Raw genomic sequence first — 12,403 nt, 5'->3', positions numbered from 1 at the left:
CCCTCGCGAGCGCGACACCGGGCACCGCCGCGCCCGCTCCCGCGCCGGTCGCCACGCCCGCTCCTGTCGCGGCGCCCGCACCGGTCACCGGACCCGCCACGGACGCCGCCGCCGCAGCGGTGGCCGCCGGGCCCGTGACGGTCGACGAGCCCGCCTCGCGACGGACCACCGGTCCGCACGTCGCACCGGGTCGCCCGCTCGCGGCGATCGACCGGCCCACGGTGTCGTTCGAGCTCTTCCCCCCGCGCAACCCCGACGCCGCTCCGCGCCTCTGGGAGACGATCCAGCGGCTCGGCGAGGCGCACCCCGACTTCGTGTCGGTCACGTACGGCGCCTCGGGACGCACGCGCGTCACGACCCGCGCGCTCGTCAGCCGTCTGCTGCGGGAGACGTCGCTCAACCCGATCGCCCACCTGACCTGCGTCGGCACGTCGCGCGACGAGATCACGACGATCGTCGAGGAGTTCCTCGACGAGGGGGCACGCTCGTTCCTGGCGCTGCGGGGGGACCCGCCCGCGGGGCAGGCCGACTGGCAGCCGCACCCGGACGGCCTGAACACCGCGAGCGAGCTCGTCGAGCTGCTGCGGGAGATCGAGTCGCGTCGCTGCGCGGGCAGCCCGTCGCAGGCGGTCCGGGCCCGGGTCCGACCGCTGTCGGTGGCCGTCGCGGCGTTCCCCCGCGGCAACGCGGCCACCGGCGGGACGCGCGCCCAGGACGTCGCGTCGCTGCTCGCCAAGCAGGAGGCCGGCGCCGACTTCGCGATCACGCAGGTGTTCTTCGACGCGGAGGCGTACCTCGGCCTCGTCGCCGAGGCGCGCGACGCGGGCGTCACCATCCCGATCATCCCGGGCATCATCCCGGCGACGGACCCCGCACGGCTGCTGCGCGTGCAGGACCTCACCGGCGTGCCCGTCCCGCGTGACCTGCTCGACCTGCTCGGGTCCGCGGACGACGACGTCGAGCGACACCGGCGCGGCATCCGCGCGGGCGTCGACCTCGTCCAGGGGGTGCTCGACGGGGGCGCCCCGGGCGTCCACCTCTACACGTTCAACCAGCACCACGCCGCGCTCGACCTGCTCGAAGGAGCGGGTCTGGACGGCGGGGCGCGCACCGGCCGCGTCGCAGCACCCGTCACGGCCTCCACCGCGACGACCCCCGGCTCGCCCGGACCCACCACGACGGCACCCGACCCGACCCACGAGGGACAGACACCGCGATGACCACCACCCCCACGTTCCCCGCCGGCTCCGTCCTGGGCTACCCCCGGATCGGTCCGCGCCGCGAGCTCAAGAAGGCGATCGAGGCGTTCTGGGCCGGCCGTTCCTCCGCCGACGAGGTCGAGGCCGTCGCCGCCGACCTGCGCCGCCGCACGCGCACCCGCCTGGCCGAGCTCGGCCTGCGCACGGACGTGCCGGCGATCCCCAGCGCGTTCTCGTTCTACGACCACGTGCTCGACGCCGCGACGGTCCTCGGCGCGGTCCCGCCGCGCTTCGCCGACCTCGTCGACGCGGACGGACGCCTGGACCTCGCGGGCTACTCGACGGTCGCGCGCGGCCGCGGCGACGACCTGCCGCTCGAGATGACCAAGTGGTTCGACTCGAACTACCACTACCTGGTCCCCGAGATCGGACCCGACACCGAGTTCCGCTACGCGAGCGACCGCCCGGTGCGCGAGTTCGCGGAGGCGCTGGCCGAGGGCGTGCTGACCCGCCCGGTCATCGTCGGCCCGGTCACGTTCCTCGCGCTGGCGAAGGCCGCCGAGGGCTCCCCCGAGGGCTTCGCGCCGATCGACCGCCTCGCCGACGTCCTGCCGGTCTACGCGGCGCTGCTGCGCGACCTGGCCGAGGCCGGGGCGACGTGGGTGCAGCTCGACGAGCCGGCCCTCGTGTCGGACTCGGTCGAGGTGCCGGTCGAGCGCCTGCTCGCGTCGGTCACGGAGGCGTACCGCGCGCTCACCGCGGTCGAGGGCCGCCCGGCGCTGTTCGTCGCCGCGCCCTACGGCGACCTGCGCGATGCGCTCGGCGTGCTCGCCGCGACCGACGTCGAGGCCATCGGCGTCGACCTGGTCCGCGGCCCGGCCCCGGCGCAGGCGGTCCCGGGTCTGGAGTCGAAGACGCTGGTCGCGGGCGTGATCGACGGCCACAACATCTGGCGCGCCGACCTCGACGCGAAGCTCGCGATCCTCGAGCAGCTCGAGAACATCGGCGCCGGTGCGGTCACGGTCGGCACGTCGACGTCGCTGTTCCACGTCCCCCACGACGTGCAGGACGAGCCCACGCTCGACCCGACGCTGAAGTCCTGGCTCGCGTTCGCCGACCAGAAGGTCGTCGAGGTCGTCACGCTCGCCGAGGGCCTGACCGAGGGCCGCGAGGCGATCCACGAGCAGCTGCTCGCGGCGTCTGACGCGGTCGCGTCGCGCAAGACGGCCCCCGGCGTCGTCCGTCCCGAGGTGCGCGAGCGCGTGGCCGCCCTCGGCGAGGACGCGTTCAACCGCGGCGACTTCGAGTCCCGCAAGGCCGCGCAGGCCGCGCGCTTCGACCTGCCGCCGCTGCCGACGACGACCATCGGCTCGTTCCCGCAGACGCCCGAGATCCGCAAGGCCCGCGCCGCGTTCGGCAAGGGCGAGCTCACCGCCGAGCAGTACGAGGACGAGATGAAGGCGGAGATCCGCCGCGTCGTCGAGCTGCAGGAGAAGATCGGGCTCGACGTCCTCGTGCACGGTGAGCCCGAGCGCAACGACATGGTCCAGTACTTCGCGGAGAACCTCGACGGGTTCGCCGTGACGACCAACGGCTGGGTCCAGTCCTACGGCTCGCGCTGCACGCGCCCGTCGATCCTGTGGGGCGACGTGTCGCGCCCGGCGCCCATCACGGTCGCGTGGACCTCGTACACGCAGTCGCTCACGGAGAAGCCGGTCAAGGGCATGCTCACGGGCCCGGTGACGATCCTCGCGTGGTCGTTCGTGCGCGACGACCAGCCGCTCGGCGACACCGCCAACCAGGTCGGCCTCGCCCTGCGCGACGAGATCGCCGACCTCGAGGCCGCGGGCATCGGCATCATCCAGGTCGACGAGCCCGCCCTGCGCGAGCTCCTGCCGCTGCGCACGGAGGACCACGCGGCGTACCTCGACTGGTCGGTCCGCTCGTTCCGCCTCTCGACGGCGGGCGTGCGCGAGGACACCCAGATCCACACGCACCTGTGCTACTCCGAGTTCGGCCAGATCATGGGCGCGATCGACGGCCTCGACGCCGACGTCACGTCGATCGAGGCGGCCCGCTCGAAGATGGAGATCCTCGGCGACATCGCCGCCGCGGGCTACCCGCGCGCCGTCGGCCCGGGCGTCTACGACATCCACTCGCCGCGCGTGCCGAGCGAGGCCGAGGTCGAGGAGCTCCTGACCGAGGCCGTCAAGGCCATCGCGCTCGACCAGCTCTGGGTGAACCCCGACTGCGGCCTCAAGACCCGCCGCTACGAGGAGGTCACCCCGTCGCTGGAGCACATCCTGCAGGCGACGCGGGCGGTCCGCGCGACGCTCTGACGTCGCGCACGCCCTGACGGGCGCACCGCACGACCGGAGGGCCGGGTCCACCACGGGCCCGGCCCTCCGCCGGGCCGGAGCGGGCCGACATAGGGTCGGGACGTGGACGTGCGCGCCGGGACGACGATCTTCGACTCCGTGCCGCTGGACGCGCTGCGTCGACGGACGAGCCAGAAGTGGCGCCGCTACCCGCCCGACGTGCTGCCGATGTACGTCGCGGAGATGGACGTCCCGCAGCCCGAGGCGGTGGTCCGGGCGGTGTCGGACGCGATGCGCGCCGGCGACACCGGGTACGTCCACGGACCCGACTACGCGGAGGCCCTCGCCGGGTTCGCCGCCACCCGCTACGGCTGGGACGTGCCCGTCGCGGACTGCCGGCTCGTGCCGGACGTCATGCTCGGGATCGTCGAGGTGCTGCGGCTCGTCACCGACCCCGGCGACGCCGTCGTGATCAGTCCCCCGGTGTACCCGCCGTTCGTGCAGTTCGTCGCGCACGCCGACCGCCGCCCGCTCCCCGCCCCGCTCGGACCGGACGGCCGCCTCGACCTCGACGCGCTCGACGCCGCGTTCGCGACGGCCACGACAGGCGGCCGCCGCGCCGCGTACCTGCTCTGCCACCCGCACAACCCGACGGGCACCTTGCACACGGCGGCGGAGCTCGCGGGCGTCGGTGAGCTCGCCGAGCGGCACGGCGTCCGGGTCGTCGCGGACGAGATCCACGCGCCGCTCGTCACGACCGTGAGCGCGCGGTCGACCGACGGCGACGGCCAGGGCGACGCGCGACCGAGGTTCGTCCCGACGACGACCGTGATCCCGTCGGCGATCGCGCTGCACTCGGCGTCGAAGGCGTTCAACCTGGCCGCGCTCAAGGCGGCCGTCGCGGTCCCGGGACCGGACGCCCGCGCGGACCTCGCGCGCCTGCCGGAGATCGTGCTGCACGGCGTCAGCCACCTCGGCTCGGTTGCGCACACGACGGCGCTCCGCGACTGCGGGGACTGGCTGGACGCCGTCCTCGACGGTCTGCGCCACAACCAGCGGCTGCTCGCCGGGCTCCTCGCGACGCACCTGCCCGCGGCGCGCTGGACGCCGCCCGACGCGACGTACTTCGCCTGGCTCGACCTGCGCGACGTCCTCGCGGTCCGCGACGGCGCCGACCCCGCTCGGCTGGCGCTCGAGCGTGGTCGCCTCGCGCTCAACCCCGGGCCGACGTTCGGCACGCCGGAGGGCGTCGGCTTCGCGCGCCTCAACCTCGCGGCGTCGACGGCCACCCTCAACGAGGGCGTCCGGCGCCTGGCGGCGGCGCTGGCCTGACTCCAGGCCGCCGGTCCGGTCCGGCCCGGTACGGCTCCGGCGACGCCGTCCGACGGTCCCGGCACGAGCGTGGACGACACGCTCGGACGGTGCACCGTCGCACGGACGACCCGGTCCCCGTCCGGTCATCGACGCGCCGACGACCGCTGCGCCGAACGGGCGAATCTTCGCCGACCTGCACGGACACAGCGCACGAATCGCGACATAGGTCCCGTCCGAGACGCCGTCGGGACCCGCGTCCAGGTCACGGTCAGGTCGCGCCGCTCAAGTGGACGCGTGTCCTGCCGATGCTGACGACTGAAGACCCCGTGCCGATCCAGACGGCTCGTGGTCCGGGCACGACGACGAGCCTGGCGAGGAGGCGGACATGAAGAGGTGCGACGAGTGCACGTCCCCGGTGGCGGAGTGCAACCACTGCGAGGGTCAGGGTCGCAAGCGGTGGAAGGGCGAGTGCACCTTCTGCCGCGGCACGGGCATGGTCTGCTCGGGCAACAGCAACCACCGCTGGTGAGCTGACGGCCCGCGGAGCGGGCCGGCACACGGTCCCGCCGCCGTCGATGCCGGCCCCCCGCGGGCCGTCTCACGTCCGGAGACGCGGGCGTGCGGAAAGGGACGTCAGACGCGGTCGCCCACGAGTGCGGCGAGCGCGTCCACGATGGGGACGTCCGCGTCGAGCCACGGGACGTCGTGCCACTGCCCGGCGGGCAGCCAGCGGAGCTCGTCGTGCTCGACGAGAGGCTCGGGGACGCCGTCGACGACCTCGGCGAGCCACAGCCGCATCACGTACCGGTCGGTGAGGTGCCAGACGCCGTCGTCCGGACCCACGACCTCGTCGCCGAGGGCGACACGGATGCCGAGCTCCTCCCGGAGCTCACGGTGCAGGGCGACCTCGGGGGTCTCCCCGGCGTCGACCTTGCCGCCGGGGAACTCCCATCGACCTGCGAGGCTCGCCGGCGTCGCGCGACGGGCGGCGAGCAGGACCCGGGGCTCGTCCAGGTCGTCGACCACGGCGGCGGCGACGACGAGCACGGGTGATGTCATGCGGTGAGTCTGCCAGGCCCGGTGGGCGAAAGCGGGCGAGGCGCTGCCGGCTGCCGAACGGCGGCCCGGTCGCCCGGGCCGCCGGGAAGTCGGCGTCGTCAGGTCTAGCGGATGCCGTGCGCGACGGCCCACGCGACCGCCTCGGCGCGCGTGGAGACGCCGATCTTGCGGTAGACGCTGCGGACCTGGGACTTGACGGTGTTGCGCGTCACGAACAGACGGGTGGCGATCTCCTCGAGCGTCACGTCCTCGCCGAGCTCGCCGAGGACCACCCGCTCGCGGCGGGTCAGCGCCTCGGTGACGGTCCCGACCGTCTCGCTCGTCTCCAACATGCTCATCGTGTCCTCCGGTTGTGCTGCATGGATGCCGACTTCTCCGGCTCCGCCTGAGGCGGCGTACCGGATGAGAGGCGACATCCAGGGCGTCATGACGCCACTTTCACCAACTCGTTCTGCGCGAATCGCTGCGTACCGGTCTCGCTGCCACCCACAATGAACGTCGGGGGGCGTTGCTGATACACCCGGGCCACGAGAGCCCGTCGGGTTCACCCGTTCGGCCGATGGTGTGCGGTCCGTAACGTCCGATATACGGCTCGACGCAGCAGTTGGTTCACCGGAGGACGAGGACGTCAGCCGGCGGCGTGCGCCTCGTACTCCTCGGCGGTGAGCAGCGGACCGGTCTCGGTCACGTCGACCTTGAGCAGCCAGCCGCGGCCGAACGGGTCGGAGTTGACGAGCGACGGGTCGTCGATCGCCTCCTGGTTGATCTCGGCGACGGTGCCGGAGACGGGCGAGAACAGCTCCGACACCGACTTGGTGGACTCGATCTCGCCGACGACCGCACCGGCGGTGATCGTCTCGCCGACGGCCGGGAGCTCGAGGTAGACGATGTCGCCGAGCGCCTCAGCGGCGGTCGACGTGATGCCGACGGTCGCGGGCGTCCCGTCCTGGAGCCACTCGTGCTCGAGCGTGTAGTGCAGGTGCGTGGGCAGGTCGGTCATGGCGTCTCCAGGTCGGTCCGGGCCGGGCTCGTCGAGGACGGGTGTCGTCGCGACGGGGGTGCTGCGAGGTGTCGCGACGACGTCATCGAGGACGACGGTAGAAGGGCAGGGCCACCACGCGCACGGGTTCGGCGCGACCGCGCACGTCGACGGCGAGCTCCGTGCCCGGGGCGCTGACCTCCGGGGTCACGTACGCCATGGCGACGGGGTGGCCCAGGGTCGGCGACGGGGCACCCGACGTGACGGTCCCGACGTGCGGGGCGTCCGGCGCCGACGACGCGAGCACCGGGTAGCCGTGTCGGGCGGCGCGGCGGCCGAGGCCCTGCAGCCCGACGAGCACGCGGGCCGGCTCGGAGTCGTGGCGACCGGCGAGGGCGGCGCGTCCGACGAAGTCGAGCGGCTTCCCGTCGGCGTCGGTCTTGTCGAGCCGGACGACGCGACCGAGTCCCGCGTCGTAGGGCGTCGTCGTGCGGTCGAGCTCGTTGCCGTACAGCGGCATGCCGGCCTCGAGGCGGAGGCTGTCGCGCGCGGAGAGGCCCGCGGGGACGAGACCGTGCGGCTCGCCGGCGGCGAGGAGCGCACGCCACAGCGCGGGGGCGTCGGCGGCGTCGACGAACAGCTCGAAGCCGTCCTCGCCGGTGTAGCCGGTGCGCGCCACGAGGGCCGAGAGCCCGGCGACCGTCGCGGGGACGGCGGCGTAGTACTTGAGCGCGCGCACCGCGTCGACGTCGGCGGCCTCGGTCACCGACGCGACGATCTGCTCCGCGCGCGGGCCCTGGACCGCGACGAGGGCCGTCCGCAACGAGGCGTCGTCGAGGGCCGCGTCGAAGCCCGCGATCCGCTCGACGAGGGCGTCGCGGACGACGGCCACGTTCGACGCGTTCGCGACGACGACGAACCGCTCGGCCGCGAGCCGGTACACGACGAGGTCGTCGAGGACCGCGCCGTGCTCGTCGACGATCATCGTGTACCGCGCACGACCGTCGGCGAGCGCCGACAGGTGACCGACGAGCGCCGCGTCGAGCGCGGCACCCGCCTGCGGGCCGGTGATCTCGAGCTCGCCCATGTGGGACAGGTCGAACAGCCCCGCGGCCGTGCGGACCGCGGTGTGCTCGGCGATGTCGGACGAGTACCGCAGCGGCATCTGCCACCCGGCGAACGACGTGAGCGCGGCGCCGAGGGCGACGTGCTCGTCGTGCAGCGGGGACAGGGTGTCCGTCGTCGGGTCGCTCACGGTCGCTCCGTTCGTCGGGGTGGGCTCGGACGTGCTCACTCGGCGAACGCCTCGACCGGCGGGCACGAGCAGACGAGGTTGCGGTCGCCGTGCGCGCCGTCGATGCGGCGGACCGGCGGCCAGTACTTGTTCTCGCCGAGCGACGCGACGGGGTAGGCCGCGAGCCGGCGCGGGTACGGCTTGTCCCAGTCGTCCGACGTGACCGCCGCCGCGGTGTGCGGCGCGTTGCGCAGCGGCGACTCCTCGACCGTCCACCGGCCGTCGGCGACCGCGTCGATCTCGGCACGGATCGCGACGAGCGCGTCGACGAACCGGTCGAGCTCCGCGAGGTCCTCGCTCTCCGTCGGCTCGACCATGAGCGTCCCCGCGACGGGGAACGACAGCGTCGGCGCGTGGAACCCATAGTCCATGAGCCGCTTCGCGACGTCCTCGGCGGTCACGCCCGTCTGCTTGGTGAGGTCGCGCAGGTCGAGGATGCACTCGTGCGCGACGAGCCCGTTCGGGCCCGTGTAGAGCACCGGGAAGTGCGGCGCGAGCCGGGTGGCCAGGTAGTTCGCGGCCAGCACGGCCGTCTCCGTCGCCGCACGCAGGCCGTCGGGGCCCATGAGCGCGACGTACGCCCAGGAGATCGGCAGGATGCCCGCCGAGCCCCAGGGCGCCGCGGACACCGGGGCGACGGCACCCGTCGCCGAGGCCCCGGAGCCGTCGCCGTCGCGCGCCGGGGTCGGGTCGCCCGGCAGGAACGGCGCGAGGTGCGCCGCGACCGCGACCGGACCGACACCGGGACCGCCGCCGCCGTGCGGGATGCAGAACGTCTTGTGCAGGTTGAGGTGGCTCACGTCGCCGCCGATCTCGCCCGGGCGCGCGAGCCCGACGAGCGCGTTGAGGTTCGCGCCGTCGATGTAGACCTGGCCGCCCGCGTCGTGCACGAGGTCGCACACCGTGCGGACGCCCTCCTCGTAGACGCCGTGCGTCGACGGGTAGGTGATCATGATCGCCGCGACCTGCGGGCCGTGCTGGTCGAGCTTCGCGCGCAGGTCGTCGAGGTCGATCGACCCGTCGGGCGCCGTCGCGACGACCACGACGCGCAGGCCCGCGAGCGCCGCCGACGCCGCGTTCGTGCCGTGCGCGGAGGCGGGGATGAGGCAGATGTCGCGCTCCTCGCCGCGGCTGCGGTGGTACGCGTGGATCGCGAGCAGGCCCGCGAACTCGCCCTGCGAGCCGCCGTTCGGCTGCACCGACACCGCCGCGTAGCCCGTGATCTCGGCGAGCCAGTCCTGCAGCTCGGTGACGAGCTCGGCGTAGCCCTGCGTCTGGTCGGCGGGGGCGAACGGGTGGATCGCGGCGAACTCGGGCCAGGAGATCGCCTCCATCTCGACGGTCGCGTTGAGCTTCATGGTGCATGAGCCCAGCGGGATCATCGTGCGGTCGAGCGCGAGGTCCTTGTCGGAGAGGCGACGCAGGTAGCGCAGCATCGCGGTCTCGGAGCGGTGCAGGTGGAAGACGGGGTGCTGCAGGTACGGCGTCGTGCGGCGCAGCGCCTCGGGGAGCGCGTCGGACGGCCCGTCGAGGTCGCCGGCGCCGACGAAGCCGAACGCGAACGTGCCGTCCTCGTCCGCCTCGAGGCGCGTCGTGCCGGCCTGCGCGAACGCGAGGACGACCGCGAGCACGTGCTCGGGGCGGGTCCGCTCGTCGCACGTGACCTGCACGTGGTCGGCGTCGGGCGCCCACAGGTTGACGCCGAGGTCGGCGGCTGCGGCGACGACCGCCGCGGCACGGCCGGGCACGGAGGTGCGCACGGTGTCGAAGTACGTCGCGTGCTCGACGGTCACACCGACCTCGGTCAGGACGGTCGCGACCGACCGGGCGTGCCCGTGCACGCGCTGCGCGATCGCCCGCAGGCCGTCGGGGCCGTGGTAGACCGCGTACATCGACGCGACGATCGCGAGCAGGGCCTGCGCGGTGCAGATGTTGCTCGTCGCCTTCTCGCGGCGGATGTGCTGCTCACGCGTCTGCAGCGCGAGGCGGTAGGCGCGCGCACCGTCCGCGTCGATGCTGACCCCGACGAGCCGCCCGGGCAGCGACCGCTCCAGGCCGTTGCGGACCGCCATGAACGCGGCGTGCGGGCCACCGCCGAACAGCGGGACGCCGAACCGCTGCGCCGACCCGACCGCGATGTCCGCACCGAGCTCACCGGGCGTCGTCACGAGCGTGAGCGCCAGCAGGTCCGAGGCGACCGTCACGAGCGCGCCGCGCTCCTTCGCCTGCGCGATCACGGGTCGCAGGTCGCGCACCGCACCCGACGCGCCGACCTGCTGCACGACGACACCGAGCAGCGTCCCCTCGACCTCGGGCAGCCCCTCGGACAGGTCCGCGACGACGACGGGCAGGCCGATCGCCTCCGCACGCCCGACCGTCACGGCCAGCGACTGGCCGAACAGGTCCGCGTCGAGCACGACCGTGCCCGGCTTGTTGCGCTGCCCGCGCCACATGAGCGCGACGGCCTCCGCCACGGCGGTCGCCTCGTCGAGCAGCGACGCGTTCGCGATGTCCAGACCCGTGAGGTCCGTGACCATCGTCTGGAAGTTGAGCAGCGCCTCCAGGCGGCCCTGCGAGATCTCCGGCTGGTACGGCGTGTACGCCGTGTACCAGGCGGGCGACTCCAGCACGTTCCGCCGGATCACCGCAGGGGTCACGGTGTCGTAGTACCCCTGGCCGATCATCGACGTGAGCACGCGGTTGCGGCCCGCGATGCTCCGCAGCGCGTCGAGCACGTCCTCCTCGCTGCGCGCCGCCGGCAGGTCCAGCTCCCGGCCCGTCCGGATCGACGCGGGCACGGCGGCGTCGATGAGCGCGTCGACCGTCGGGTAGCCGACCGTCGTGAGCATGCGCAGCGTCTCCTCGCCGCGCGGGCCGATGTGCCGGTCGGCGAACCCCTCGGCGGCGGGCGTGTGCTCCACGGCCGTCAGGTTCACCGCGGCGGTGTGGCTCTCGGCGGCGGGGCCGGCGTGCGGGGCGTCGGCGTCGGGCTGCACGGGCGGGACGGCGAGGGCGCCGGCACGGGCGACGACGTCGTGCAACGAGCTGAGGTCGGTCACGGGCTGCTCCGGGGGTCGTCCGGCAGGCGCGCCGGGACGGGCGTGTGGGCTCCCCGCTCTGTCATCCGCGCGCGCCGGGCGTGCGACCTGAGAGTTTTGCCGGTCCGCCATGGCCGCTGAGGGCCCGGGGCGCGCCGACTTGCACCGTCGGTGGGTCGGTCCCCGCGGGGGTCGACCGCTTTCCAGAGTTGCCTCGCCGTCGCGGTACAGGGGCCTGAGAGATTCCCGGGGAGGGTTGCTCCTTCGGCGTCCGGCTCGTGGTGTCCGGAGCTCTCCCGCGTCGGTTCGAGCAGCGTGTTCAGTTGTCGCGTTGCCGCGCCAGCCTACCCGCCGCCGGGTCGTCGCCGCCGACCGCCGGTCGGGCGATGCGGTACAGCACGTGCCGCTCGAGCCGGTGCCCGTGCGGGACCGACGGGTGGTCGAAGTCGTCGGCCGGGTCGCGCGTCATGCCGATGCGCCGCATCACCGCCTGCGAGCGGACGTTCGGCACGGCCGTGAAGGAGACGATCTCGTCGAGGCCCGCCTCCTCGAACCCGACGCGCAGCGCCTCGCGGGCCGCCTCCGACGCGTACCCGTGCCCCCACGCCCACCGCGGCAGCCGCCAGCCGACCTCGACGAGGTCCGGGTTCCACGACGGGCGGTTCAGGCCCGTGAAGCCCGCGAACCGGCCGTCGACCTCGAGCGCCCACAGGCCCCAGCCGTTCTCGGCCAGGCCGGCCTGCGCCCGGGCAGCGAGCGCGTCGCTCTGCTCGCGGGTCAGCGGTGCCGGGAAGTGCTCCATGACCTCGGGGTCCGCGTTCATCCGCGCGAACGGCTCGAGGTCCGCCTCGGTCCACTGCCGCATGACGAGTCGCTCGGTCCGCCGCTCGGGTCCCATCCCGGCACCGTAGGACCCGTGCCGCCCGTCCGACGAGCCGGCGCGGGCACACCCGGCGTGGTGCGCGGGCCCCGCCGTCCTCAGCGCGTCCCGTCGGCCGGTGCCCGGTCGAGGGGCGCGAGCGCCCGTCGGCGTCGACGGCGCAGGGAGTCGACCACGAGCCACACCGCACCGCCGACCGCGAGGACGGCGGCCACGGCGATGACCGTGGACCCGCGCGTCGCGGCGCGCAGGACCGCGAACCCGATCACGGCCACGACAGCCGCGTTCAGGAGCAGTCGTCGCTTGCGTCGCCACGTCGGGC

11 protein-coding genes and 1 riboswitch are annotated in these 12,403 nt (G+C 74.2%); of the genes, 4 read left to right on the top strand and 7 right to left on the bottom strand.

The window, feature by feature from the left end:
* The first annotated feature begins 134 nt into the window (after window positions 1–134).
* From OOT42_RS00855 to OOT42_RS00840, 4 genes are all read left to right on the top strand, one after another.
* A complete protein-coding gene (locus tag OOT42_RS00855) occupies window positions 135–1,220 on the top strand; it encodes a methylenetetrahydrofolate reductase (RefSeq protein ID WP_423775991.1) in 1,086 nt (361 codons plus the stop codon).
* Window positions 1,217–3,538, top strand: a complete 2,322-nt coding sequence (gene metE / locus OOT42_RS00850) for a 5-methyltetrahydropteroyltriglutamate--homocysteine S-methyltransferase (protein ID WP_273653086.1) — start codon at window positions 1,217–1,219, stop codon at window positions 3,536–3,538. Before OOT42_RS00855 ends, metE begins: the two co-directional genes overlap by 4 nt.
* 102 nt (window positions 3,539–3,640) lie before the next feature.
* Window positions 3,641–4,849 (top strand): MalY/PatB family protein, encoded by a 1,209-nt coding sequence (locus OOT42_RS00845; RefSeq protein WP_273653085.1) that lies wholly within the window; start codon window positions 3,641–3,643, stop codon window positions 4,847–4,849.
* A 367-nt stretch (window positions 4,850–5,216) separates the two neighbouring features.
* On the top strand, window positions 5,217–5,360 hold the full coding sequence (locus OOT42_RS00840; protein ID WP_168678160.1) for a hypothetical protein: 144 nt from the start codon (window positions 5,217–5,219) through the stop codon (window positions 5,358–5,360).
* Window positions 5,361–5,464: 104 nt separating this feature from the next.
* On the opposite strand, the gene OOT42_RS00835 is transcribed toward OOT42_RS00840, so the two are convergent.
* The 7 genes from OOT42_RS00835 to OOT42_RS00805 all read right to left on the bottom strand — a co-directional run bounded on the left by OOT42_RS00835 (window position 5,465) and on the right by OOT42_RS00805 (window position 12,356).
* Window positions 5,465–5,890 (bottom strand): (deoxy)nucleoside triphosphate pyrophosphohydrolase, encoded by a 426-nt coding sequence (locus OOT42_RS00835; protein ID WP_273653084.1) that lies wholly within the window; start codon window positions 5,888–5,890, stop codon window positions 5,465–5,467.
* 104 nt (window positions 5,891–5,994) lie between these two features.
* The gene (locus OOT42_RS00830; RefSeq protein ID WP_124342576.1) at window positions 5,995–6,228 is read right to left on the bottom strand and encodes a LuxR C-terminal-related transcriptional regulator; all 234 of its coding nucleotides are present in this window, start codon (window positions 6,226–6,228) and stop codon (window positions 5,995–5,997) included.
* Between the two features lie 290 nt (window positions 6,229–6,518).
* Complete coding sequence (gene gcvH / locus OOT42_RS00825; protein ID WP_273653083.1) at window positions 6,519–6,890, bottom strand: glycine cleavage system protein GcvH; 372 nt, start codon at window positions 6,888–6,890, stop codon at window positions 6,519–6,521.
* Window positions 6,891–6,972: 82 nt separating this feature from the next.
* Window positions 6,973–8,124, bottom strand: coding sequence for a glycine cleavage system aminomethyltransferase GcvT (gcvT, locus tag OOT42_RS00820; RefSeq protein ID WP_273653082.1), 1,152 nt, complete (start codon window positions 8,122–8,124; stop codon window positions 6,973–6,975).
* Between the two features lie 35 nt (window positions 8,125–8,159).
* Window positions 8,160–11,222: an aminomethyl-transferring glycine dehydrogenase gene (gene gcvP, locus OOT42_RS00815; protein WP_423775942.1), complete on the bottom strand. Its 3,063-nt coding sequence runs from the start codon at window positions 11,220–11,222 to the stop codon at window positions 8,160–8,162.
* A gap of 192 nt (window positions 11,223–11,414) precedes the next feature.
* A riboswitch (glycine riboswitch) is annotated at window positions 11,415–11,510 on the bottom strand.
* 10 nt (window positions 11,511–11,520) lie between these two features.
* The gene (locus OOT42_RS00810; protein WP_273653081.1) at window positions 11,521–12,099 is read right to left on the bottom strand and encodes a GNAT family N-acetyltransferase; all 579 of its coding nucleotides are present in this window, start codon (window positions 12,097–12,099) and stop codon (window positions 11,521–11,523) included.
* 80 nt (window positions 12,100–12,179) lie between these two features.
* A complete protein-coding gene (locus OOT42_RS00805; RefSeq protein ID WP_273653080.1) occupies window positions 12,180–12,356 on the bottom strand; it encodes a hypothetical protein in 177 nt (58 codons plus the stop codon).
* Window positions 12,357–12,403 lie beyond the last annotated feature (47 nt).

It is taken from the genome of Cellulomonas fimi, assembly GCF_028583725.1.
Lineage (GTDB): Bacteria > Actinomycetota > Actinomycetes > Actinomycetales > Cellulomonadaceae > Cellulomonas > Cellulomonas fimi_B.
The sequence above is the reverse complement of the archived record's forward strand: the minus strand, read 5'-3'. Positions and strand labels throughout refer to the sequence as shown.